Raw genomic sequence first — 23,374 nt, 5'->3', positions numbered from 1 at the left:
CTTAAGAAATGGCTACCGGGAAGATCGCCCCCAGGATCATCGCGCCGAGGATCGCTCCGCCGGTGATCGGTTTACCCCAGATATAGAACAGCAGCGCGCCGAGCAGCGAACCGATGCCGATCGGGATCGAGGCGGTCATCGCCGACAGGATGATCAACGGCCCGAGGAAGCGGCCCGAGGAGTTGCCCGCCCCCATCATCACGTCCGCCCCGTAGGTGGAGTTGCTTTGATTGATGGTGAATTTACGCGCCAGAATGATCACATAACCGATCGCCAGGCCGATGATCAGGCCGGTGGCCAGCGAAGCGGCGAAGTTGGCGACCGGGAACACGATGCCGGCCCCCAAAAGCAGCGCCGGCACGCCCAGCCCGACGCCGGTCTGGATCGCACCGCCGATGTCCAGGATGCCCACCAGCGAGCCTTCGATGATGCGCGCGAACAGGAAGCTGGCGCCGAACGCCGCCACCGCGCCATACACACCGGTATCCATCCCCGCCCGCAGCATGGAGACGAAGGCCACTTCGTTAAAGGCGCCGATGCCGTACAGGTAGTACATGTGCGTCCCGGCGAACACGCCGGAGGACAGCAGGCCAACAAAAATCGGGAATGACCAGTCGGCGTACCAGAAGCCCTTTTGGGTTTGCTCTTCCATCATCCCGCTCCTTATTTACCGCTCAGGGTATTGTGAATGGCGTCCAGCCAGCCCGGCACGCCGAGGCTGAAGGACTCGAGAACTTTCATGTCGAAGCCGCGGAAGAAGCCGCTCAGCACGAACAGCAGCACGATCACCGCCATCATGATCTTGGTGATCTTGTTCCAGCCGCTCTCTTCCACGCCTTTGCCGATCAGAATGCCCAGCACCAGGCCCGGTACGGCGTTGCCCATGATCAGCTGCGCCAGGCCGCCGAAGATGGTGCCCCAGAAGCCGGAACGGCGCCCGGCGTCGATCGCCGCCAGCCAGAAGATCACCGGCATCACGGTATTCACCAGCAGGTTGGCCGCCGGCACCAGCACCTTGATCGCGGTGACCTGCAGCGCGGCAGGCACGGCGGAAGCGGTGGTATTGAGGAAGGCCACCACCAGCATGCCGATGATGCCGCAGGCGATGGCCATTTTTTTCGGATCGTGCAGCGTTTGCGCCAGATTGCGGTTCTTGACCATCAGGGCCGCCGCGCCCCAGTGCGGGATGATGCGGTGATCGACGTCCTGCGTGAAGGAACCCGCCGCTACGGAAGACGCCCAGGCGTTGAAGAAGAAGCCCAGACCGAATGAGAAGTGGGAAGCCGGATCGCCCTCGCAGGAGTTCAGCTCGCCCAGGGTACGAAACGCCCCCATGCCCTGTGTTGTCGGTGCGTGGAACATGCGTGCGGCGCCGGCCCCTACGCCGACTCCCACCAGCCCACCGATAATTATCGATTTAAATAAGATGATTAAAAACATCAGTATACCCTTTCATTTATGCTAACGTTTTTATTTCGTGACGAAGACAACCTTCTCGGTATTGATAATGGTTACGTTCACGGTTATTTCCAGAGAAACGGCATAGCTCTTTCTTTCACGCGGCAAAAAGAAGAAAAGAAATTTCTCTTTAGTTATTTTCTCTTCCGCTTTCACTACGCTGACGTCCTGCGGCTCGATGCGCAGCAGAATATTGTTGGTGGACTTTAATACCGCGCCCTGCACATTAGCCAAGGCGGAAGCAAAAGCTTTCGCTTTGCTGTCGCCTTTACCCTCCACCTTTACCGATGTGGTATATTGCTCTTTCATTATGGGTTGCCATGTTTTTTGACGTAGGCTTCCACCAGTTTCTGGCCCAGCTCTTCTTTATCCATAAAGCCGAAACCCAGCACGTTGCAGCCTTCATTAATTGCCGTCACGCCCTCTTCCACCGAACGCATGCCGTATTTGGCTTTGTAGCCGTATTTGGTTTGCGCGGTAATTGCGCCGGCGCCACCGCTACCGCAAAAAGAGATGCCCAGCTGCGCGTTTTCCGCTTTCATGACGTCGCCCAGCTTCATGTCCGCCGCCACGCCGGGGATAACCACCGCTTTTCCGCCTGCGTTTTCAACGCCCTGGCCGACTTTTTGCCCTTTGCCCAAACGATCGCCGATCACTACGGTAATTTGACCCATGTTATATTCTCCTGATTTAAATCGATGCATTAACCGCTATGCGTTATTATCTTTCGCCACTTCGAAGTGCACTGACAATAAATAGGCTTCTTCGATAGGCAATGTGTCAAACTGATCCACCACGCGCTCCGCCATTTGCATGGATTCGGCGGAGATTTCGTCGAACAATGATTTATCTACCTCCGGCAACGGCTCGCCGGTTATTGAACGCAGCACCATGGCACGAATATGCGATTCCAGCATCTGTTGCTGCACCGCATTGGTATAAATATTTTCAGCATTCAGCATCGCGGTAATATCCGCCAACACCCGAGCGGCGATCGCCCCGGCTTCGCTGACATCGGATTGTTCAATTTCTTTTATCGAAGCAGATCCATCATTCACTTTTCAGTACCCCTAGATCCCACATTAATCAGTAAGCCGTAAAGCGCATCACCTGAATAACCCGCTTTCTGTGATGTCTTTACCCTACTCCCGGTAGGATTTTCTGTGTAGACCGGTTTTTTCCAGTTCGAAGTGGAAATCGAATGACACGCGGAGATCCATTTCGCAAAACGGCGCTGCGGCGAAAAAGTGAATGAGATAACAATTACATAACCCGGCTAACGGTTTTTTTTGCCTCGATTGACGATAAAAGCCTTCGTGATCGGGATCTCTTTCTTTTCTTGCCCCAACCGCCTACTATCACTAGGACAAATCGACATTACCCACACCCCCGCTCCTCTGGCGCGGGGGTGTTGCTTTGTGTTGTTTTTCCGAATTTATGGGCGCACAGACTGGCGCCCTTTGATTTGACTGGAGAGTGGAATGACCAAACCCATCATTACTATTAATGAGCTGGATGCGGAACGCCTGGATGCGCTATTGGAACAACCGGCCTTTGCCAATACCGACGTCGCCGCCGCGCTGAACGACGAATTGGATCGCGCGGAAATCCTGCCGCCGGAGAAAATGCCGGCCAACGTGGTGACCATGAACAGCCGCGTGCGTTTTCGCGATCTGCACACCGATGAAGAGCACGTGCGCACGCTGGTTTACCCGGCATCGCTGAAAGACAGCCACGATCAGCTGTCGGTGATGGCGCCGCTGGGCGCAGCGCTGCTTGGCATGCACGTCGGCAAGCAGATCTCCTGGCAATTGCCGAACGGTGAAGAAGCGCGGATTGAAGTGCTGGAGTTGTTGTACCAGCCGGAAGCGGCGGGCGAATACCACCGTTAAGCGGTTTTCAGGGCGGCATCCGGCCGCCCTTTCTGTCTCAGAGGCAGATAGCGATCAGCACGGCGATCAGCAGCAGCACGTAGATTTTGGCATGCAGCGCATCGCTCACCTTCGGCAAACAGCGCCTGGCAAACACGATCCCCGCAATCCCCGCGACCACCAACAACCCCAGAATGTTCAGATTGACGTAGCCCAGATACTGCGGCCCGCTCATCTCGTGCCACCCCAACACGATATACATCAGCGCCCCGATCACCGCCACCGGGATCGACAGCGGGTTGGCGGCGCTGACGCAATATTTCATGTCGTAGCCGTGGCGGCGCAGCAGCGGTACGGTCATCACGCTGCCGCCCACCCCCAGCAGCGTGGCGATGCCGCCGATCAGCGGCCCCCCGCCCCACAGCGTGACGGGGGACAGCTCGGCGCGCGCCGGTTTGATCAAAAAACCCCGGCGGAACAGACAATCGGCGATGGTCACCGCCATATAGACCACAAACAGCCCGCGGATCACGCCGTCCGCCAGCAGCGAAGAGGCGAACGCACCCAGCGCCGCGCCGATGCCGATGAAAAAGATCAGCGGCACGATGGTTTCACGCAGCAGGTTGCCGCTGCGCCAGTTGGTCAGCGTGGCGTAACTCGCGTTGAGGATCATCACCGCCGTCGAGGTCGCCACCGCGATATGCATCGCCTGGCCGGGCTGCTCGCCCGAGGCGGAGATCAGGTGGTAGACGAAAGGCACCACCACAAAGCCTCCGCCGAAGCCGAACAGAATGGTGGTGATGCCGGTCAGAAAACCGGCACCCAGTACAATCAAGGTTTCAATCATGGCCGTGCGCCCGCACGAAGTCGTCGAACCCGGCGCAGAACTGCCCCGCCAGCGGGTGGAAGCGATCGCCGACGAACAGCCCCAGATACTGCTCACGCACGGCGTCATGGTCCACCAGCTCAATGCCCGCCTGTTCCGCCTGCGCCAGCGTCTGCGCATCCGGGAAACCCCAGTAGCGCGAATCGCCCTGCTTTTCCGCCGTTATCGCTTCGCTGTGCTCCGCCCGCATCAGCTGGCGCGCCAAAAAGGTGCCGCTTTGTACGCCCAGCAACATCATGTTTTCCAGGAACGACAGATCGTGGCGCAGCTCGGCGGGCAGACGGGCGATCACCGGGCCGGCGTCCCAGTGCTCATCCATTTCATGCAGCGTTACCGCACAGTCCCTGTCACCGTTCATCATCGCGCGGAACAGCGTCATCACCCCGCGATAGCGTGGCAAATCTCCCGGATGCAGGTTCCACAGCAGCTTGCCGTGTCGGCTGAAGGCGCGCACATAGTCGGCGGAAAATTTCTGATAACAGCGTAAAGAGATCACCCCGTCCATATGGCCCAGGCTGCTGATAAACGCGGCGTCATTGATGTCGAGAACGCGATGCGCTTTGACCCCGGCGGCGGCCAGGAACAGAGCCGGCGGCTGATAGGCGCCCTCACAGGCGGCGGCGTTGCGGCCAACGAACGGGAACACGAAATCATTCAGCACCTCGCGCTCATACAGCCCCAGGCGGCGAACCGCTGGCTCCTGCGTGCGCCCGGCGCTTTTCGCCAGGGGAAAATACACCGTAAAAGTACACTCGTCCCTCAGGGCGGCGATCAGATCCTGACACACCAGCCAGGAGAAAATGTCGTTGCCGACAAAGAGCGCTACGTTTTTCATACTTCAGCCTTCTTTGCATTGAAAATAGGGTTGTTGAACACGATCTTGCTGATATCCCGCGTGATGGATTCCATCGCCGAGGTGTAAAACAGATCGCCCTTGGCGGGCGCGCCGAGCGAGTAGAGATGCTGCTCACGGCCGCGTCGGTCGGCGATTTTCAGCGTGTGCGGGTTGCACTTCACGCCGCCGAACAGGTTCTCTTGCACCAGCCCGTCTTGCAGCAGCTGATGGCTCAGGCGGTTGGGCGGCAGTTGATAAGAAGGCGTGGTGCAGTTGAACAGATACTGCGCATGCACCCGCGTCTCATGGCAACGAAGGATAAACCCGTCCGCCCCCTTACTGATATCCACCAGGCCGCCGCAGGCACGCAAGCGTTGGCTCTCCAGCGCCGCCACGATCTTGCTGGCGTTCTTTAGCGGCATGGCATGTCGATTGCGCATCCAGGAGGAGTTGTAAAAGCGCATGAAGACCTGCCGGTTGTTGGCATCCATCTTGACCCAGGCGGCGCACACCGCCGGGTGGATCGCCGCCAGATAGCTGCAGATATGCTCCCGGGCAAAACGCGCGCGATCGAGACTGTCTGCCAGATCGCGATAGCAATCGCGCCTTTCCCCCAGCGCCGAGAGCACCGTCAGCCGCTCCGGCCCCGGATAGTGGCGCGCCAGCGCGGCATTGATCGCATGCACCAGCTGATGCGCGTCAATAAAATCGCGGCCGGCGACAAAGCGCCGCAGCGCCTCAACAAACGCTTCCGGCGGCGGACGCATCAGCGCCGGCTGCACGCTGGGGAACAGGCCCGAGCGCGACAGGGCACAGATGTCGGTCGCCCCCAGGCGCTCCATCAGCTCAACGATGGCGTCAATCGCCGTCAGGCTGCAGCCGATCACGCCGATGCTCGAATAAGGGTTGATCGGCGGCAGATCCTGGTGGGCCTGATAAGCGATCACGCCATCCACCGGATAGAGACATTCCGGCGGGTTGTGCCCCGAACACAGCACCAGCGCATTCATCTGTTCGGCGCTGCCACAGGTGGTGGTCAGCCGGTAGCCGGCTTCGAGCGGCGCGATGGCATTTACTTCGGCGGTCACGAAATTCAGCGCGACGTTACTGTCCGCCGCCATATAAATCGTCATGTCGCGAATAAAATCGAGATATTCCCGATACAGCCAGCGCGGCGGATAACGATCCTGGCAAAACTGCGGGAAATGCATGGTGATCCAATCAACGAAGTGCGTGTCGTCGAAAATATCCGCCGACATATTTTCCGGCGTCATATTTAATATATGGCTGTCAAAATCGCTGCTGTATGCCATTCCGCCCTTGAAGCCCTGCTTGTCGAACACCGTCAGGGAAAGCGGCCTTTTGCAATGATTAACCGACTTATTTTTTATAAAGTTATACGCAAAAGCGATCCCGGCGGCTCCGCCGCCAACCACACCGAACTTATACATGAAATATCACCTTATAGTCATTGAACTGCGCTAAGAACTATTGCTTCAGGTGTTGGAATAAAATGACGCTTTATTCCTTATTAACTTCTTGTATTGCGAGAACGAAAACCTTCGTCCCACCCCGGTGTGAAAACTTGCACGGGCTTTATGGCCGATAAAATAACGGCACCGCGAACAAGCATTATTTTTCTGCCCCGATAGTAGGGCGGCGGCCGCTGGCTTGCTTTATATGAAAGGCCAACTATCATTGCGTTTCGGCCAATCTGCCCGCCAAAGGAAACACATGCGCAACGTCCGCATTGATGACATCGACCACGTAACGCGCGCGGTGATCGCCATCGGCACCGATTATCCGCCGGGACACCTGCTGCCGATGCACAGCCACCGGCGCGCGCAGTTGCTGTACGGCGCCACCGGCGTCATGCACGTTTTCACGCAGCAAGGCAATTGGGTCGTCCCGCCGCAGCACGCGGTATGGCTGCCGCCGCAGATGCCGCACGCGGTGAGGATGGTCGGCGTCACCACCCGCAGCCTATACCTCGAACCCGGCGCGTTGCCCGCCGAACGGCCGCAGGTATGCCAGGTGGTCAGCGTCACTCCGCTGATGCGCCAGCTGTTGATGGCGGCGGTGGATATGCCGCTGGAGTATGAACAAGAGGGGCGCGACGGAGCGCTGGCAACACTGCTGCTGCATGAGCTGGCCAGGCTGCAGCCCTTGCCGTTGCACATCCCGCTGCCCGCCGATCCTCGGTTAGGCGAGCTGTGCCGCGCCTTTTTGCAGCACCCCGACGCCCACGACTCCGCGCAGCGGTGGGCGCCTCGTCTGTACATGAGCATTCGCACCTTCAGCCGCTTCTTTCGCGCGCAGACCGGCCTGCCGTTTTCGCAATGGCGCCAGCGCGCCTGCGTGGTGCTGGCGTTGGCGCTGCTGGCCGAAGGGCGCAGCGTGACGCAGGTGGCCATGGAGATGGGATATGACAGCAGCGCGGCGTTTTCAACCATGTTTCGCCGCGTGCTGGGGCAGGCGCCCTCCTCCTATCTGACGGAAGACGGGCGCGACGGTTGACGGGTTAGCGGAATTTCTTGTGGTTGGCGTCGCGGGTTTGCTTGAAGCCCTGCGCCAGCTGCTTGGCATCGGCGACTTTGCCCTGATTGGCCAGCACCAGCGCCTGATCGATCTGGCCGATCAGGGTATCCAACCCGCTGCGGAAATCTTTCATCTCCGGGCTGTCGGCGGCTTTGTCTTCCAGCTTCGGCGGAGTACCCTGCTTGGCATCCTGCGCGGCGGCGCGCATGTTCTGCAGGCTCTGTTTGAGGGTGGCGGCGGAGTCGGTATTCAGCACCGTTTTGTAGTTTTCCGCCAGGGTGTCCATATCGTCGCCCAGATCGGCGGCGGCCGCCAGCGAACTGGCCGCCAGCAGCGTCAACGCCGCCAGCGCTTTCAGGGTATTCTGCATGTTTGCTCACCTTCCAGTTATTGTTTTAGTTAACCCACCGCTACCATAGGCAAGGCCGGGCAAAACCGAAACCGGAGATTTGTAAGCAAGGTTGAGGCGGGATAACGCGCGGCCGGCGGGCGCCGGCCGCACAGAGGATCACTGGCCGGCGATCTTCATTTCCGGCAGCAGCACCGAACCGCACTGGATATTGCTGCGGGTTTCGATATCGCTGCCGACGCTGACGATGTTGCGCAGCATGTCTTTCAGGTTGCCGGCGATGGTGATCTCGCTGACCGGGTACTGGATCTCGCCATTTTCCACCCAAAAACCGGCGGCGCCGCGAGAATAATCGCCGGTGACGCCGCTGACGCCCTGGCCCATCAATTCGGTGACCACCAGGCCGGTGCCAAGCTGTTTCAGCATGCCGGCGAAGTCTGCGCCCTGCCCGGCAATGCGCCAGTTATGGATGCCGCCGGCATGGCCGGTGCTGTGCAGGCCCAGCTTGCGCGCCGAGTAGCTGGTCATCAGCCAGGTTTGCAGCACGCCATCCTTGACGATATCGCGCCGTTGGGTGCGCACGCCCTCGCTGTCGAACGGCGTTGACGCCAGCCCTTTCAGCAGATGGGGATGTTCCTCGACGGTCAGCCACGACGGCAGGATCTGTTTGCCGAGCGCGTCCAGCAGGAAAGTGGATTTGCGGTAGACGCTGCTGCCGCTGATGGCCCCCACCAGATGGCCGAACAGCCCGGTGGCCACTTCGGAGGCGAACAGCACCGGCGCCTTCATGGTCGACAGCTTACGCGGCGCGAGACGCGCCAGCGTGCGGCGAGCGCACTCCTGCCCCACCCACTCGGGGCTGTGCAGATCGCCCATCGCACGGCCGATGGTGTAAGCGTAATCCCGCTCCATGTCGCCGTCCTGCTCCGCAATGACGCAGCTGGACAGCGAATGACGGCTGGAACAGTAGCTTTGCAGCATGCCGTGGCTGTTGCCGAACACCTTGATGCCGTAGTGGCTGTTGAAGCTACCGCCTTCGGTGTTGGTAATGCATTTGTCCGCCGCCAGCGAAGCCTGCTCGGCGCGCGCCGCCAGCTCGATGCCGCGCTCGGCGTCCAGCTCGGTCGGGTGGAACAGATCGAGATCCGGCGCCTCGAACGCCAGCAGATCTTTCTCCGCCGGGCCGGCGCAGGGATCTTCAGAGGTGTAGCGCGCGATGTCCAGCGCCGCCTGTACGGTGCGGGCGATGGCATCCGGGCTGAGATCGGTGGAAGAGGCGCTGCCTTTGCGCTGGCGGTGATACACGGTGATGCCCAGCGCGCCATCGCTGTTGAACTCGACGTTTTCCACCTCGCCGAAGCGGGTGCTGACGCTGATGCCGGTCGATTTGGTGACCGCGACTTCCGCCGCGTCGGAACCGGCGCGGGCCAGCTCCAGCGCCTGAGAAACGGCCTGTTCCAGCGCCTTGCGCTGTTCTGCAACTTGAGTGACTACTTTCATCAATCTGCCATAATTAATCAGAAAATCGTTGAGAAAAGTGCCGGAGCGGCGTAGTTGTGCACGCGGGGCGGCGCGCAAAAATCCTGAGATCTCTGCCGTTGAGTCTAACAGGAACCGCGTTGAATTTCGCATAAAGCCGGCAACCTGTTAGGATTAGCCTCTTTTTAACGGAGCCTACCATGAACAAACAGCCTGAAGACTGGCTCGACGATGTCCCGGAGAATGAAAACGAGGACGATGACGAGATTATCTGGGTCAGTAAAAGTGAAATTAAACGTGATGCCGAAGCGCTGAAAGACCTGGGGGCCGAAATGGTCGATCTGGGCAAAAACGCGCTGGATCGCATTCCATTGGACGAAGATTTGCGCGCCGCCATCGAGCTGGCGCAGAAGATCAAGAAAGAAGGCCGTCGCCGTCAGCTGCAGCTGATCGGCAAGATGCTGCGCGCCCGCGATATCGAGCCGATTCAGACCGCGCTCGACAAGCTGAAAAACCGCCACAACCAGCAGGTTTCGCTGTTCCATAAGCTGGAAGCGCTGCGCGACCGCCTGGTGGAAGAGGGCGATGACGTCATTCCGTCGATCCTGGATCTGTATCCAGCAGCCGATCGTCAACAGCTGCGTTCACTGGTGCGCAACGCGCAGAAAGAGAAGGCCGCCAACAAGCCGCCTAAGGCTTACCGCCAGATCTTCCAATACCTGCGCGAGCTGGCCGAAGCGGCTGACTAAGCGCCGCCGCCGTCCCGGGATGAACCCGTTTCATCCCCGGTGATGCGCCGGTTCGCCGCTGCTTTCGCGGATATTGAAGCGCAGGCTGCCTTCCAGCTCTTCTTCCGCTTCTTCAAACAGCAGAATGATTGCGCCGAAACGACGCTTGCTGCGGGCATTGAGGTGGGTGAACTCGATTTCCACCGGCAGACCGATATCGCCGGTCACCACGTCCCACAGCGCGTCGAGGTTGGCGCCAAACCCCTCGTCCAGCGCAAACTTGTGCGCGAAATCGCGGTAGAAGGTTGGCACGTCCTGGATCTGCTCAAAATCAAACTCTACTTTTGCCATCAAACTCACTCCACACGAATGAAGTTTTTGTAATGGTCGCGCGTAACGAAGATCAGACCGTCGCTCGAATACAACAGGCGATCGGCGCCGCGCCGGCCACACTGGTAATTGATGTCCGCTTCGCGCCAGACCCGGCCGCCGGCGCTCGGCAGTTGCCCTTCACGGTTAGAGAATCGATCGCCGCCAATCGCCTTGCCCGGCAATACTGCACAAAGGTTGCCTGAACGCGGATCCCAGCCCTGCTCGCGCGCCTGCTTCTTGGTGACGTAATAGTCCGGCAGCCGCTGATGCTGCTGCAGGTAGCTCACCACCGTTTGCTGCTGCGTGAGCCGGTCGATGCTCTGCTGCTGGCCCGCCGGTGCCGGCACCCTCGCCGGATTGCCGTCGATCGCACGGTGCTCGTTGCCGCGCAGCGCGCTGAAGACGGCGATGACCACGGCGATGACAATCGCCAACAGAATCCGCTTGTTCATGACATTCCCTGAAATTATGCCGCCGAAGGTGCCGCAGCCCCCCCAGGCTAGTTAGGTATATAGTCGACCTGGATGAAACTAAGATGACCGGCACGTCACGTTTTCGCGGCGGTAAGCGTTTCATCCATTCATGACAATGATGCCACTTTCCAGCCGTTCTGGCACTCGGAGTCTCTCTGAAAACGGGCCGCCTCTTATGAGACGGCCCGCCAGATCGGGCACTGCTTTCAGTATAGTCAGGGAAGACGCCGCACAACGCGGCGCAACAGGAGGGAACGCATCAATCGATCAAGGCGTGACGATAGCGATGCAGCATATCGGCCAGGCGTTTCACGGGCCCGGTGACGCTGAGCGGTGCCTGATTGTCCACCAGCTTCTGCTGGTACTCGTTCATCTCACCCAGCAAGCGATCGTAGTAATAGGCGCGCTTGACGTCGTTCTTGGCGGAGACCACCCGATCGGCGGTGCTGCGGATCTGGCGGTGGAAGGCCGACAGCTCTTCGCTGGCCGGAATTTCCGCTCGCTGCATGCGCTGGTGGGCGATGATCAGGTTCAGCGCCAGACGATACTTGGCGATGTCGTTCGGGAACATCATCAGCAGCTGATTAAGCTGCTGATACAGCGCAGGCAGGTGGTTTTGCCGACGGCGCGCCGCCTTGGTGGTCAGCGCCGACACCGCGCTGCTGACGAACTGGTTGAGCAACGTGCGGCCGGTGCGTTCGCGCGAATTATCGCGGATCAGCAGCAGCACCATCAGCCCAACGCAGCTGCCGAGGAACTGGCCCAGCGCCCCATCGAGAAACTGGGTCACGTTGAACTCCATCGGGTTGCTCAGCACCAGAATGTTGATGGTCCCCGCCAGCAGCCCCAGCGAACCGAGCCGCCGCTTCTGCACCTCGATGCCGATGAAAAACGCCAGCAGGCCGAGGCTGAGACACAGCAGCAAAATGCTCTGCTGGGTCGCCGGCAGGATCACCATGAAGAACAGGGAACCGACCGGGATCGCCGCCAGCATGCCCAGCACGAAATCCATCGCCACCATGCGCGGCGCCGGGGTGCGCATCGCCAGCGAGGTGATCACAGCGATGATCACCATAAAACCGCTGCCGGACGTCCAGCCGGTCCACAGCCACAGCAGGCTGCCGAAGGCCGTCGCCACAAAGGTACGCAAGCCGTTGATCATCGCGTGATGCCCTTCCGCCGAAGTCGGTTTGACCACGGTTTCGTTGCTCAACACGCCCTCTTCCACCGCGCTGATGCTGCAGTTGGCGTGCACGCCTTTCGACAGCAACAGGTAGCGCGTCGCCGCGCCGACCCAGCCGGTGATGGTCGGCAGCGTTTCCTCGGAACGATGCGTGGTCAGCACCTGGCGCAACAGCTTCATGCGCTTGTGGATCTCCTGCGGGGTTTCCGCCGGGACCATCAGTTGCTCCCGCAGGCTGTCTTTCAGTGCCTCCGGGTGATTCAACAAGATCAGATAGGTTTCGCAGGCCTGGGTGATCAACGTCAGCGACAGTGTATGCAGCGCCTTCACCCGTCGATTGACCTTCTGCCAGCGCGAGGACTCCATCATCAGGTTGTTGCGCATGCCGTCCAGCGCCGTGGTGCTCTTGACCAGATTGCTCCAGGCGCGATCGATGTCTTCTTTATCGGCGTTGCTGATGCACATCTGCATCAGGCGGTATTGAGCCACCAGCAGCTGATCCACCGCCCGATCGATGTCCTGTTTGATCGAACGCGGCGAGAACAGCAGATCCGCCAACACGGCGCTGACGATCCCCAGCACGATCTCGCTGCAACGCTCGATGGCGAACTGCGGCGCTTCCAGCAGATGAGACTCGCTGGTAGCGACCGTCACGATGATGATCAGCGCGGTATATCCGGCCAGCCCCCAGGCATAGGAGTTCTCCACCTTGATGAGTGAAGAAAGCCAGGTGCAGAAACCGGCCCAGATGCAGCACAGCAACAGCATCACCACCGGCGCGCGGGCGGTGGTGATGATAATGATCAGGCCGACGAAGCAGCCGATAAAGGTGCCGATGATACGCAGCCAGCCGCGGTGGCGGATGGCGCCGGAGAAGGGTTCACCGCCGGCGGCAAAGGCCGGGCCGGCGGCGACGATGGCGGCGGTCATCGCCGACCAGCGCGGGGTTTCCAGATTGAGATGGAAGCCGACGAACAGCGCAAACACAATCGCGAAGCTGAGTTTGAAGGCGAATCTCAGCCGGATAAAGGTTGGGCTGCTCATTAGCCGAACTCACGCAGCCGGTGCATCAGGCGCACAAAAGGTGAGCCGCTGTCGGCATTGCGATCGTTTTTGCCAACGATCACCACGGTGGCAGTGGTGCCGGCCGGGTACGGATGCTGTTGATCCTTGGCGTCCAGCAGGATTTTCACCGGCACGCGCTGCGCCAGGCGTACCCACTCCAGGTTGCTGTCGATCGAGGCCAACCCTTTGTTGTTCACCGTGCTGCTGCTGTTGTTCACCGCCGCCGCCACGCTGTCGACGGTGCCGTGCATGATGCGGTTACTGCCGAGCGGAGTGATCTCCGCGCGATCGCCCTTATTCAGGCCGTTCAGCTTGGTCTCTTCCAGGTACGCCAGGATGTAGAAGGAATCTTTCTTCACCAGCGCCACCGCCACCGACCCACGGGTGATGTATTCACCGGCGTGTACGTTGAGGTTGGTGATCCAGCCATCGGCCGGGGCGCGCACCGTGGTGCGCTCCAGATCCAGCTGCGCCAGCTCGCGCGCCGCAATGGCCTTCGCCAGCTGGTGCTGCACGGTCTGCAGCGAGTTGTTCGACTGGTCAATCTCTTCCTGCGACATCGCCTGCACGCCCAACTTCACGCGGCGGCCGGCCTCACGCCGTTTCTCCGCCGCCAACGTCTGATAGTAGGCGACGTCGGCGCCGGCTTCCGCCAAGGCCTGCTCATAACGCGGCCGATCGACCACGAACAGCACCTGACCTTTCTTCACCAGCTGGTTGTCCACCACCGGCACGTCGGTCAGCAGGCCGCTGACGTCCGGCGCGATCGCCACCACGTCGGCGGTGAACTTGGCATCACGCGTCCACGGCGACTCGGTGTAGAACACCCAGGCCTTGAATACCGCGGCAATGCCCAGCAGCACAAGAATCAAAGTGATCGCGATTCGGGTTATTTTTATCGAAAAATTTTTCACAGCGACCTCAAACAAAAAGACACGAAATCAGATAAAACAAGCAGCAATACAGCGCGGTATTAAACAGCGCCGGATGCCAGACAAAATCGTAAATCCCCGTCGGCTGCAGCAGGCGGCGCAAGAGAAAAAACAGCGCCAGCGACACCAACAGCTCGAAAAACACCGGCGGAAACGACAGTCCGAAGATGACCATAACCGGAAGCAAACTCATCAATTTTTCCTTATTGTTCACTGCGCCGGAGGAGGACAGGCCTTGCCATTCACATTCTCTTTACATTTTAGCGTGCGCGCGCCACAAATCTTGACCAGACAGCTTGTCCAGGTCACGAACCCGAAAAAAGGTTAAACTTTGGGGCAGACATCCACGACAGGGATTGCGAGGGTGCCGGAGGAGCGGCAGGATTACGTCGCCGATCGCTCTCGCACGTTGGTAAGGTCTATTCACCCGACCACGTTATATTAGCCTGCTTACTATCAAGGCATCAACAATCTGTGATCTAAATCACTTTTAAGCCAGAGTGAATAATGGAAAGATTAAAACGGATGTCGGTATTCGCCAAAGTGGTTGAGTTCGGGTCGTTTACCGCGGCCGCGCGCCAACTCGGCATGAGCGTTTCATCGATCAGCCAAACCGTCTCGAAACTGGAAAATGAGCTGCAGGTCAAGCTGTTGAACCGCAGCACGCGCAGCATCGGCCTGACCGAGGCCGGCAAAATCTACTATCAGGGCTGCCGACGCATGCTGCAGGAAGTCAGCGAAGTGCATGAGCAACTGTATGCGTTTAACAATACGCCCGCCGGTACGCTGCGTATCGGCAGCTCATCCACCATGGCGCAAAACGTGCTGGCGAACATGACCGCCGAGATGATGAAAGAGTATCCGGGTCTGACGGTCAACCTGGTGACCGGCATTCCGGCACCGGACCTGATCACCGACGGGCTGGATCTGGTGATCCGCACCGGCGCGCTGCAGGACTCCAGCCTGTTCTCCCGCCGCCTGGGGCAGATGCCGATGGTGGTGTGCGCCGCCAAAAGCTACCTCAGCCAGCACGGCACGCCGCAGAAGCCGAGCGACATGGTCAACTTTTCCTGGCTGGAGTACAGCGTGCGGCCCGACAGCGAATTTGAACTGATGTCGCCGGAGGGCATCACCACGCGCATTTCCCCGCAGGGGCGCTTCGTCACCAACGATTCCTCCACTATGATCCGTTGGCTGAAAAACGGCGCCGGCATCGCCTACGCCCCGCTGATGTGGGTGATCGAAGAGATCAAACGCGGCGAGATCGAGATCCTGTTCAAAAGCTACCATTCGGATCCGCGGCCGATCTACGCGCTCTATACCGAGAAGGACAAACTGCCGCTGAAGGTGCAGGTGTGTATCAACTACCTAACCGACTATTTCGAACGCGTGGCGGCGGTCTATCAGGGCTATCGCTGAGCGCCGCTCAAATAACGGTGCGCCAGCGCGCCCAGCAGCACCAGCGCCAGCATGCCGAGGCCCCATAGCAGCCAGACGGCGTAGCCCGCCCAGGTCAGCAGCAGAGGAAAATAGCTCGCCAGTCCGCTGCCCAGCTGTTTCAGCCACGGCAGCCAGGCATCCAGCACCGTCTGCGGCACCAGGCTCAGCGCACCGTTCACCGGCAACGATGCGTTCCCGGCCGCCTCCGCCAACGCCGGGAGCCAGGCCAGCACCCCGGCTACGCCCCAGGCCAACACGGTCCACAGCGCCATGGCGCCCAGCAGCAGCGCGAGCGTCCAACCGCCCCGGTTCACGGCACACCACCGCCGCACTGCGGGCAAAAGCGGCTGCCCGACGGCAGCGGTGCGGCGCACTGGCCGCAGGTGGCGCTCACCGCGGCAAACGGCTGACCGCAGCGGTGGCAATAACGCGCGCCCGATTTATTCACCGCCCGGCATTCCGGGCACTGCGGCCCCGGCTCGCCATGCTGGTTATAGCGGTTACCATGATGGCCCCCGCCGTGGCCCGCGCGCTGATGACCACCGTTAACACCGCCTTGCCCCAACAACCTTTTCAGTAAGCTCATCCCACCTCTCCTCTGTGCATTGACGCTGAAGCTCACTGTAAACCCTGGAGTAAACTCCAGGGTAAAGCCCGACGATGAGGATTTACGTTTCATTACATCGTAAAAGTGGCAAGGCTTTGATGCCGTTAACAAAAGCATCATCGGCATTATCCCACGTCGCCGCGCTGCGCTATGCTGCGGGAACCTCTCCCTGTATCAGGAATAACCATGAAAAAAATCATACTGGACTGTGACCCGGGGCATGACGACGCGATTGCCCTGCTGCTGGCCTGGGGCAATCCACAGATCGACCTGCTGGCGGTCACCACCGTGGTGGGTAACCAGACGCTGGACAAAGTGACGCGCAACGCGCTGGCGGTGGCGCGCATCGCCAATATCACCGGCGTGCCCTTCGCCGCCGGCTGCCCGCGCCCGCTGGTGCGCAATATCGAAGTGGCGCCCGACATTCACGGCGATTCCGGCCTCGATGGCCCGGTGCTGCCGGAATCCCACCTGCAGCTGGACTCGCGCCACGCGGTGGATCTGATCATCGATACCGTGATGGCTCACCCGCCCGGCAGCGTAACGCTGGTGCCGACCGGCGGTCTGACCAATATCGCCATGGCGGTGCGTAAAGAGCCGCGCATTGCCGAGCGGGTCAAGGAAGTGGTGCTGATGGGTGGCGGCTACCATGTGGGCAACTGGAGCGCGGTGGCGGAGTTCAATATCAAAATCGATCCCGAGGCGGCACACATCGTGTTTAACGAAAAATGGCCGCTGACCATGGTCGGGCTGGATCTCACCCACCAGGCTTTGGCCACGTCGGCAGTCTGCGAACGCATCGCCGCCCTGGGCACCCGGCCGGCCGCCTTCGTCGGCGAGCTGCTGGCATTCTTTGGCCGTATGTACCGGCAGGCGCAGGGCTTCAGCGCCCCGCCGGTGCACGATCCTTGCGCGGTGGCCTATGTGATCGATCCGAGCGTCATGTCGGTGCGTAAAGCGCCGGTGGATATCGAGCTGACCGGCACCCTGACGTTGGGCATGACGGTCGCGGACTTCCGCGCGCCGCCGCCGCCGGACTGCCACACCCAGGTCGCGGTCAAACTGGATCAGGATAAATTCTGGGATCTGGTGGTGGATGCGCTGGAACGGATTGGCGAAGTGGAGTGAGGTTTGTGAAGAGTGGATTAACGCGCTTTGGCAGGCGCGTTAGTCTGTATTCTGCCGCGGCAACGGGGAGGCTCAAGTCATAACCGCTTTTATTTCCAATGCAGCAGAACAATCCTAATAATAAATCATTTCATGAAAATTTAAAAAAACAGATAAAGACAAGAAGAATCCTAATAAAAATAATAAAATGAAAATCACATTGAATTTAAAAATCAGCAATGAGAAACGATGAGATAAATTTCCGCCGTCGCGCCGACACTGACGACATCAATTAAAAAATCAGATACCTCTTCTATTCTTCACAGGGCCTGACAATATAGGCCATTGCCGGGATACTCCACGATATTCACGCACGCAGGGATCACAACCAACCATTTGATTTCAATTGATAAAAACAAGAATTAGATAATGAATTGACTGAATCACAATAGATTTGAGAAAATGGCGCGTCTGTTTTTGCAAACAACAAACATACCTTTTTCGGGTGAAAAATACGGATTAAACTTTCTTTGGGTACACAGCCTCGCGCATTCTCAGGGCAAACATTATTTATCGCTTCACCATAAAGACGGTTTAAATTTCCCGTGAAACATTTGCGAATTGAACATTACACGCATTTCAATATCAGGACAAAGGAAAGGGAATAATAAAAACATGCATTCAATAAACGCTATCAGGCCATGGCAGGTTAACCATGGCCGATAAATCTCCCGCTAACGCAGCGACCATCGCCGTGCTGCCCCTGCTGCTGATCTGGATGACGGTGATCCTGCCGATTTATTACCCCAATATGGGCGGCGACGGTCTGGCGCTGCCGCAAAACATTCTGGCCTGGGCCGTCATGGCGCTCACCACGCTGATAGTGACGTTCACCGTTTGCCTTGGCCGCACCCGTCTTTCGCTGACCCCCACCGCACGCCTGTTGCTGCTCGGCATCGCCGTGCTGGCGCTGCCGCTGCTGTATACTCGCTCCGAGTGGCGCGAAGACGCCCTGTGGCGCTGCGCCGGTCTGCTCGGTGGTTGGCTTTTCTATGTCGCCTGCCTGCAACTGCGCCTAACCCCCAGGCAGCGCAACCTGTTGCTGTACGGTCTGCTGTTCGCCGTCGGCGTTCAGGCACTGCTGGCGGCTCTGCAACTGTTCGCCCCCGCGCTGGCTTGGGTATCCCCTAACGGCAGCCGGGTCTACGGCGTCTTTCAGCAACCGAACGTGCTGGGCAGCTTTATCGCCACCGGGTTGGCTTTGGCGCTCTGGCAGCTGCTGGCTCCCCTCTCTGCGCCAACGCGGCGGCGGCAAATCCCGCTGCTCGCGCTGCAGGCCGCTTTCTCCGCCCTGCTGGTGCTGATCCAGTCGCGCGCCGCCTGGTTGGGGGCCGCATTGGCGGCGGCGCTGCTGCTGTGGCGCTTTGCCCGCCAACGCCCGGCCGCAAGCCGCTGGGCCGGCGGCGCGCTGCTGCTGGGCGCCGCGATCGGTCTGACGGTGCTGTTCACCGGTTTCGGTCTGGATGGCCGCGCTGGCCTGATCGGACGGGAGCTTTCCAACAGCGCGCGCCTGACCATGCTGCACGACGTCGGCGCCATGATCCTGGCCAAGCCGCTGCTGGGCTGGGGCTATGGCGGCTTTGAATACAGCTTCGCGCACTTCCGCCTGCAGACAATGCCCTGGCGAGAAGTGCTGGAAGTCGCCGGGCATCCGCACAATGAAATCCTGCTGTGGTGGGTTGAGGGCGGCCTGCCGGCGCTGGCAGGTATCGCTATCGTCATCGTCGCCGGCGCGCTGCTGCTGAAACGCGCCTGGCAACGGGATCGCGAAGCGCCGGCCGGTGCGCGCGTCGGGCTGTTTCTGGTGCTGCTGCCAATGTTGATACACACCCAACTGGAATACCCTTTCTATCTGTCTGCGCCGCATTGGCTGGCGTTTCTGCTGCTGCTGGCACTGTTGGACGGCCAAACCGGCGCCCCACGCCCGCTGCCGTTAGCCAAAGCCCTGAGTCTGCCTGTAGCAATGGCGGCGCTCGGCGTGTTAGTGATGGCGGTCTTCGCCTGGCAAGGGCGCATGGCGCTCACCCAATCGGAGCGCACGATGCTGGCCACCATCGACAGCATCGAGCAGATGCCGCCGCCGGCCGCCTGGATCTATCGGGAGCGCAAAACGTTCGACGAGCAATCTCACGCGCTGCTGGTCTATAACCAAACGCGCGATGATGCCCTGTTGACCGGCTATCGGCAGTGGGCCAATGCCTATCTGCAGCGCCGCATCGACGCCAACGTCTACGCCACGCTGATCATGATCTTGCGCTATCAGGGGGATCAGGCACAAGCCGACGCTCGCCAGCGGGAGGCCGCTTTTCTGTTTTCTCGGGATGCGCGGTTTAGGTAAACCCTATAGAGGTTGGAATGGCGGAAATCAATTTTATTGCTCCCGCCGTTTCAACTTAAACCCAACGTTTAATGATGATGGAGGTATTGATGCCGCCAAACGCGAAATTATTGCTCTGTAAGTATTCACAATCGATGCGCCGGCTTTCCCCCATAATATAATCCAGCTCACCACACTGCTCATCCGGCTGATGAAGGTTAAGCGTTGGCGCAAACCAGCCTTCTCGCATCATTTGCAAACTCATCCAGGCCTCCAGCGCGCCGCAGGCTCCCAGCGTATGGCCAAAATAGCTTTTCAGCGATGAAATCGGCGTTTGGCCGCCAAAAATAGCTGCCGTAGCCTGGCTTTCAGCGATATCCCCTCGATCGGTGGCAGTGCCATGAGCGGAAATATAGCCGATGTCCCGCACATTCAAGCCAGCTATCTTCAACGCCTGCTCCATGCATATTTGCATCGTTTCACGCTGCGGTTGAGTGATATGCGCCGCATCGCAATTGGTGGCAAAACCGACAATTTCACCGTAGATAACGGCGCCGCGCGCTTTCGCATGTTCCAACTCTTCCAGGACCAACGTCCCGGCACCTTCGCCAATCACCAAGCCATCACGCTGCCGATCGAAAGGGGACGGTGTGCTTTTAGGGCTATCGTTACGCTGGCTCGTTGCGAATAGCGTATCGAACACCGCGGCCTCCGAGGGGCAAAGCTCTTCTGCGCCACCAGCAACCATAACCTTCTGATAACCGTGACGAATAGCCTCCCAGGCATAGCCAATCGCCTGGCTCCCTGAGGTGCATGCGCTGGAGGTCGGGATCACTCGGCCGCGCAGGCCGAAAAACAGACCGGTGTTAACCGCTGTGGTATGTGGCATCATCTGCACATAAGTGGTGCCAGTGATGTTGTTGGTATGTTTTTCAGTAAGCATAGTGGCAAATTCGCTCACGGGGCCGGTGCTTCCCGTCGAAGAACCGTAGGCGATGCCGGTTTGGCCGTTAGTCAGTACCGGATCGTCAATCAGCCCCGCTTGTTCCAATGCCAGTTCAGTAGCGCGAGTGGAAAGGAGTGAGACTCGCCCCATTGCGCGAATGCGCTTTCGGGTGTAATGCTCAGGCAGGACGAAATCATCGATTGGTGCGCCCAGTAAGGTATGCAATCCATCATAAATCTGCCACTCGGGCATTGTCCGCACCGCATTTTCATATGCCAACAGACGCCGGGAAACATCCTGCCACCGTTCCCCAAAGGCGGTTACGCCGCCCATGCCGGTGATGACAACACGACAAGTCATAACATTCCTCCGTTGATGGAAATGACCTGGCGGGTGATGTAGCCCGCAATATCGGACATTAAATAGCTCGCCAGGCCGGCAACTTCATCCGTCTGGCCCATGCGCTTCATTGGAATGATCGCCATCGCTTCTTTCAATGCGGCCTCTTCCATTTCGATCATCCCCGTGTCGATCAGGCCTGGAGCAATGCAGTTAACGGTGATTTTGCGCTTCGCAAGCTCAATGGCCAATGCTTTGGTGGCGCCGATGATCCCCGCTTTAGCGGCGCTATAATTGACCTGACCGCGATTGCCCATCATTCCCGATACCGACGACAACGTAATGATTCGACCACCTCTACGTGCGCCGATCATCGGCATGATGCAAGGATGAATGACGTTATAAAAACCGTCGAGATTGGTGTGGATCACGCTGTCCCAATCGTTCTCGCTAAGCGCAGGGAACGCCCCATCCCGGGCGATGCCTGCATTGCAGACCACACCGTACCAGGCGCCGTGGGCAGCCATATCCTTTTCCAGCACTTCACGGCACTGATCACGTTCACTTACGTCAAAGTTCAGCAGGCGACCTTGCCCCCCAGACTGTTCAATGGCTGCGAGGGTTTCCTGGGCGCCGGCCTGATCTCGGTGATAATGGACGCCGACGATAAAACCATCAGCGGCAAGCTGACGAGCAATCGCGCCCCCAATTCCCTTACTAGCCCCGGTGACCAGAACTGAACGACTCATGCGGTCTCTCCCTGATTAAAAAGCGATGTCAATTCTTCTGACGTTGGCTGGAAAGTATTCACACGGCCAGATGCCAGGCACTCTTCCCCTACGGTAATGGTGCAGTCAAAGCTGCCGAAACGTTCGTCTTGCATCAGCAACCTAGCTTGAACATTCAACGTCGCATTGCCTGGTAGATGCCCGGCCGCACAGGTTAACTCGCGGGCGCCAAGCACCATGCCCAATGAAATTTCATGCAACCCCGCTTGGCGGCGATGCCAGCCGGACCAAACCCCCACCGTTTGCGCCATCAACTCCAGCGCAAACCATCCCGGCAGATTGCCCTGAGCATCGAGAAAGGGTCCCAACACTCCGCCAAGATGCACGCTAACCTGACAGTGAACATCGTTTTCAGTCACGTTGACGACCTCATCCAGTAGCATCATCGGCTCAGCATGAGGCAAGTACTCGGACGGCGGCAAATATTCGTTCATACATCTTTCCCTAATAGAATACTGGCGTTATTTCCGCCAAAGGCGAAAGAGTTAGAGAGGATTATCGGTCGAGCCAACGGTTGGCTGGTATGCATGACACCGCAAGCGGGGAGCGCGGAGTCTGCTGGCGAAGCGCTGAAATCTTGGGCGGGTAAAGGTAAATTGCGCAGTAAAATCAGCGCGCTGATAGCCGCCTCCGTGATCCCCGCAGCCCCCAGAGTATGGCCGGTTAAATGCTTGGTCGAACTGCATGGTACCTGTTCACCAAACAGCGAATGCACTACGCGGGACTCGATTTGGTCGTTAAGCAGTGTCGCGGTGCCGTGCAGATTAATGTAACCAACCTGTTTCGCCTCGATATCCGCTTCGGCCAAGGCTTGTTCAATGGCACGAATGGCACCCTCTCCCTGAGGATGCGGTGCTGATATATGCCAAGCATCGCTGGATTCCCCCACCCCTAATAGAACAAGAGGCTGAGGCTCGCGGGTCAGCACCATGAGTGCAGCGCCTTCACCGATAGTGATGCCGCAACGGTTTTGGGCGAACGGCTGGCAAAGCTCAGACGATAGCGACTCAAGGCTGTGAAAACCGTTGATCGGCATTCTGCTCAACGTATCGGCGCCGCCAACAATGGCGACATCGGCAAGCCCCGCTTCGATCAGCCGCCGCCCGCTGATAATGGCTCGGGCGCTGGAAGAGCAAGCTGTCGAAAGCGTAAATGCTGGCCCATCGACCTGTAGCCAGCGGCTGAGAAATCGCGACGGATCGCCGAGCTCCTGCTGAGGATACCGCCAACGCGGGCTAACTTCGCCGTTGAGCGTCAGCTGTACATGCTCATCGCCTTCGTTTAACCCGGAGGTGCTGGTGCCCATCACGACGGCAATCCGATCGCGGCCAAACCTGGCGATGGCTTCATCAACCTGCGGCTGGATCTGCTCCAGCGCGGCCAGCAACAGTTGATTATTACGGGAACGATGAGCGGAAAACGACGCAGGGATAACGGGTAACTCTCCCTCAACGCCGCCCAGCACGGCTTCCGGGTTCCCCTGTAGCCACCCCGCTCTCGGACGCATACCCGGCGCAGAGCCGCGAGCGAGGTTTGCGGCTATCTCATCCAGAGAATTCCCAAGCGCATTAATCATACCGACGGCAGAGATGTAAATCATG

Annotated in this window: 27 protein-coding genes; 6 read left to right on the top strand and 21 right to left on the bottom strand. The window is 59.0% G+C overall.

Features of this window, described 5'->3' with window-relative positions; all coding sequences use genetic code 11:
- Position 1: 1 nt before the first annotated feature.
- Genes QMZ29_RS20270 through QMZ29_RS20250 form a run of 5 tightly spaced genes read right to left on the bottom strand, consistent with a single transcriptional unit; the run spans position 2 to position 2,495 of the window.
- Entirely contained in the window at positions 2 to 652 is a 651-nt protein-coding gene (locus QMZ29_RS20270) for a DUF4310 family protein (RefSeq protein ID WP_004937013.1), read from the bottom strand.
- A gap of 11 nt (positions 653 to 663) precedes the next feature.
- On the bottom strand, positions 664 to 1,440 hold the full coding sequence (locus QMZ29_RS20265) for a DUF4311 domain-containing protein (protein WP_004937006.1): 777 nt from the start codon (positions 1,438 to 1,440) through the stop codon (positions 664 to 666).
- A 30-nt stretch (positions 1,441 to 1,470) separates the two neighbouring features.
- Positions 1,471 to 1,767 (bottom strand): DUF4312 family protein, encoded by a 297-nt coding sequence (locus tag QMZ29_RS20260; protein ID WP_004937003.1) that lies wholly within the window; start codon positions 1,765 to 1,767, stop codon positions 1,471 to 1,473.
- Entirely contained in the window at positions 1,767 to 2,132 is a 366-nt protein-coding gene (locus QMZ29_RS20255; protein WP_004937000.1) for a glycine-rich SFCGS family protein, read from the bottom strand. The genes QMZ29_RS20260 and QMZ29_RS20255 overlap by 1 nt, the downstream gene beginning before the upstream one ends.
- A 36-nt stretch (positions 2,133 to 2,168) precedes the next feature.
- A complete protein-coding gene (locus QMZ29_RS20250; protein ID WP_373275261.1) occupies positions 2,169 to 2,495 on the bottom strand; it encodes a glycine dehydrogenase in 327 nt (108 codons plus the stop codon).
- Positions 2,496 to 2,939: 444 nt separating this feature from the next.
- On the opposite strand from QMZ29_RS20250, the gene rnk reads away from it, so the two are divergent.
- Positions 2,940 to 3,350, top strand: a complete 411-nt coding sequence (gene rnk, locus QMZ29_RS20245; protein WP_004936993.1) for a nucleoside diphosphate kinase regulator — start codon at positions 2,940 to 2,942, stop codon at positions 3,348 to 3,350.
- A gap of 37 nt (positions 3,351 to 3,387) precedes the next feature.
- Here rnk and QMZ29_RS20240 read toward each other — a convergent pair whose 3' ends face one another.
- Genes QMZ29_RS20240 through QMZ29_RS20230 form a run of 3 tightly spaced genes read right to left on the bottom strand, consistent with a single transcriptional unit; the run spans position 3,388 to position 6,501 of the window.
- A complete protein-coding gene (locus QMZ29_RS20240) occupies positions 3,388 to 4,176 on the bottom strand; it encodes a sulfite exporter TauE/SafE family protein (protein ID WP_060424644.1) in 789 nt (262 codons plus the stop codon).
- Positions 4,169 to 5,050 carry a formyltransferase family protein gene (locus QMZ29_RS20235; protein WP_060448025.1) on the bottom strand — a complete coding sequence of 294 codons (882 nt, stop codon included), beginning with the start codon at positions 5,048 to 5,050 and terminating at the stop codon, positions 4,169 to 4,171. Before QMZ29_RS20235 ends, QMZ29_RS20240 begins: the two co-directional genes overlap by 8 nt.
- Positions 5,047 to 6,501: an FAD/NAD(P)-binding protein gene (locus QMZ29_RS20230; RefSeq protein ID WP_261425097.1), complete on the bottom strand. Its 1,455-nt coding sequence runs from the start codon at positions 6,499 to 6,501 to the stop codon at positions 5,047 to 5,049. The genes QMZ29_RS20235 and QMZ29_RS20230 overlap by 4 nt, the downstream gene beginning before the upstream one ends.
- Positions 6,502 to 6,784: 283 nt before the next feature.
- Here QMZ29_RS20230 and QMZ29_RS20225 point away from each other — a divergent pair, with 283 nt between their 5' ends.
- Positions 6,785 to 7,567, top strand: a complete 783-nt coding sequence (locus tag QMZ29_RS20225; RefSeq protein ID WP_025304388.1) for an AraC family transcriptional regulator — start codon at positions 6,785 to 6,787, stop codon at positions 7,565 to 7,567.
- Positions 7,568 to 7,571: 4 nt separating this feature from the next.
- Here the strand turns inward: QMZ29_RS20225 and cybC are convergent, their stop codons facing one another.
- Both cybC and pmbA read right to left on the bottom strand, forming a co-directional pair.
- The gene (gene cybC, locus QMZ29_RS20220) at positions 7,572 to 7,958 is read right to left on the bottom strand and encodes a cytochrome b562 (protein WP_197811455.1); all 387 of its coding nucleotides are present in this window, start codon (positions 7,956 to 7,958) and stop codon (positions 7,572 to 7,574) included.
- A 138-nt stretch (positions 7,959 to 8,096) separates the two neighbouring features.
- Positions 8,097 to 9,437, bottom strand: a complete 1,341-nt coding sequence (pmbA, locus tag QMZ29_RS20215) for a metalloprotease PmbA (protein WP_261425094.1) — start codon at positions 9,435 to 9,437, stop codon at positions 8,097 to 8,099.
- Positions 9,438 to 9,616: 179 nt separating this feature from the next.
- Here pmbA and yjgA point away from each other — a divergent pair, with 179 nt between their 5' ends.
- On the top strand, positions 9,617 to 10,165 hold the full coding sequence (gene yjgA, locus QMZ29_RS20210; RefSeq protein WP_004936968.1) for a ribosome biogenesis factor YjgA: 549 nt from the start codon (positions 9,617 to 9,619) through the stop codon (positions 10,163 to 10,165).
- Positions 10,166 to 10,195: 30 nt separating this feature from the next.
- Here yjgA and QMZ29_RS20205 read toward each other — a convergent pair whose 3' ends face one another.
- The 5 genes from QMZ29_RS20205 to aaeX all read right to left on the bottom strand — a co-directional run bounded on the left by QMZ29_RS20205 (position 10,196) and on the right by aaeX (position 14,362).
- The gene (locus QMZ29_RS20205; RefSeq protein ID WP_004936963.1) at positions 10,196 to 10,495 is read right to left on the bottom strand and encodes a barstar family protein; all 300 of its coding nucleotides are present in this window, start codon (positions 10,493 to 10,495) and stop codon (positions 10,196 to 10,198) included.
- 5 nt (positions 10,496 to 10,500) lie between these two features.
- On the bottom strand, positions 10,501 to 10,968 hold the full coding sequence (locus tag QMZ29_RS20200; RefSeq protein WP_025304391.1) for a ribonuclease: 468 nt from the start codon (positions 10,966 to 10,968) through the stop codon (positions 10,501 to 10,503).
- Positions 10,969 to 11,248: 280 nt separating this feature from the next.
- Positions 11,249 to 13,216 carry a p-hydroxybenzoic acid efflux pump subunit AaeB gene (gene aaeB, locus QMZ29_RS20195; protein WP_025304392.1) on the bottom strand — a complete coding sequence of 656 codons (1,968 nt, stop codon included), beginning with the start codon at positions 13,214 to 13,216 and terminating at the stop codon, positions 11,249 to 11,251.
- Entirely contained in the window at positions 13,216 to 14,151 is a 936-nt protein-coding gene (gene aaeA, locus QMZ29_RS20190) for a p-hydroxybenzoic acid efflux pump subunit AaeA (protein ID WP_033644462.1), read from the bottom strand. Before aaeA ends, aaeB begins: the two co-directional genes overlap by 1 nt.
- A 7-nt stretch (positions 14,152 to 14,158) precedes the next feature.
- A complete protein-coding gene (gene aaeX / locus QMZ29_RS20185; RefSeq protein ID WP_004936952.1) occupies positions 14,159 to 14,362 on the bottom strand; it encodes a p-hydroxybenzoic acid efflux pump operon protein AaeX in 204 nt (67 codons plus the stop codon).
- A 314-nt stretch (positions 14,363 to 14,676) separates the two neighbouring features.
- Between aaeX and aaeR the strand changes: the two genes are divergently transcribed.
- Entirely contained in the window at positions 14,677 to 15,588 is a 912-nt protein-coding gene (gene aaeR, locus QMZ29_RS20180; protein ID WP_025304394.1) for an HTH-type transcriptional activator AaeR, read from the top strand.
- On the opposite strand, the gene QMZ29_RS20175 is transcribed toward aaeR, so the two are convergent.
- Entirely contained in the window at positions 15,579 to 15,923 is a 345-nt protein-coding gene (locus QMZ29_RS20175) for a hypothetical protein (protein WP_197811456.1), read from the bottom strand. The genes aaeR and QMZ29_RS20175 overlap by 10 nt on opposite strands.
- Positions 15,920 to 16,195: a zinc ribbon domain-containing protein gene (locus tag QMZ29_RS20170; protein ID WP_060434671.1), complete on the bottom strand. Its 276-nt coding sequence runs from the start codon at positions 16,193 to 16,195 to the stop codon at positions 15,920 to 15,922. The genes QMZ29_RS20175 and QMZ29_RS20170 overlap by 4 nt, the downstream gene beginning before the upstream one ends.
- 207 nt (positions 16,196 to 16,402) lie before the next feature.
- Between QMZ29_RS20170 and uriH the strand changes: the two genes are divergently transcribed.
- Both uriH and QMZ29_RS20160 read left to right on the top strand, forming a co-directional pair.
- Positions 16,403 to 17,344 (top strand): uridine-preferring nucleoside hydrolase UriH, encoded by a 942-nt coding sequence (gene uriH / locus QMZ29_RS20165; protein ID WP_261425092.1) that lies wholly within the window; start codon positions 16,403 to 16,405, stop codon positions 17,342 to 17,344.
- 694 nt (positions 17,345 to 18,038) lie between these two features.
- Positions 18,039 to 19,721: a PglL family O-oligosaccharyltransferase gene (locus QMZ29_RS20160; protein WP_261425091.1), complete on the top strand. Its 1,683-nt coding sequence runs from the start codon at positions 18,039 to 18,041 to the stop codon at positions 19,719 to 19,721.
- A 55-nt stretch (positions 19,722 to 19,776) separates the two neighbouring features.
- Here QMZ29_RS20160 and QMZ29_RS20155 read toward each other — a convergent pair whose 3' ends face one another.
- Genes QMZ29_RS20155 through QMZ29_RS20140 form a run of 4 tightly spaced genes read right to left on the bottom strand, consistent with a single transcriptional unit; the run spans position 19,777 to position 23,373 of the window.
- Complete coding sequence (locus tag QMZ29_RS20155) at positions 19,777 to 21,006, bottom strand: beta-ketoacyl-ACP synthase (RefSeq protein ID WP_025304399.1); 1,230 nt, start codon at positions 21,004 to 21,006, stop codon at positions 19,777 to 19,779.
- A complete protein-coding gene (locus QMZ29_RS20150) occupies positions 21,003 to 21,734 on the bottom strand; it encodes a 3-ketoacyl-ACP reductase FabG2 (RefSeq protein ID WP_004144506.1) in 732 nt (243 codons plus the stop codon). The genes QMZ29_RS20155 and QMZ29_RS20150 overlap by 4 nt, the downstream gene beginning before the upstream one ends.
- Complete coding sequence (locus tag QMZ29_RS20145; RefSeq protein ID WP_004144507.1) at positions 21,731 to 22,207, bottom strand: hotdog family protein; 477 nt, start codon at positions 22,205 to 22,207, stop codon at positions 21,731 to 21,733. Before QMZ29_RS20145 ends, QMZ29_RS20150 begins: the two co-directional genes overlap by 4 nt.
- Complete coding sequence (locus QMZ29_RS20140; protein ID WP_261425090.1) at positions 22,204 to 23,373, bottom strand: beta-ketoacyl-[acyl-carrier-protein] synthase family protein; 1,170 nt, start codon at positions 23,371 to 23,373, stop codon at positions 22,204 to 22,206. The genes QMZ29_RS20145 and QMZ29_RS20140 overlap by 4 nt, the downstream gene beginning before the upstream one ends.
- Position 23,374: the final 1 nt, after the last annotated feature.

Source organism: Serratia sp. PF-27, from assembly GCF_030053255.1.
In the GTDB taxonomy this organism is placed as follows: domain Bacteria; phylum Pseudomonadota; class Gammaproteobacteria; order Enterobacterales; family Enterobacteriaceae; genus Serratia; species Serratia bockelmannii.
Note: the sequence above shows the minus strand (reverse complement) of the source record. Positions and strands in the feature narration are given on the sequence as shown.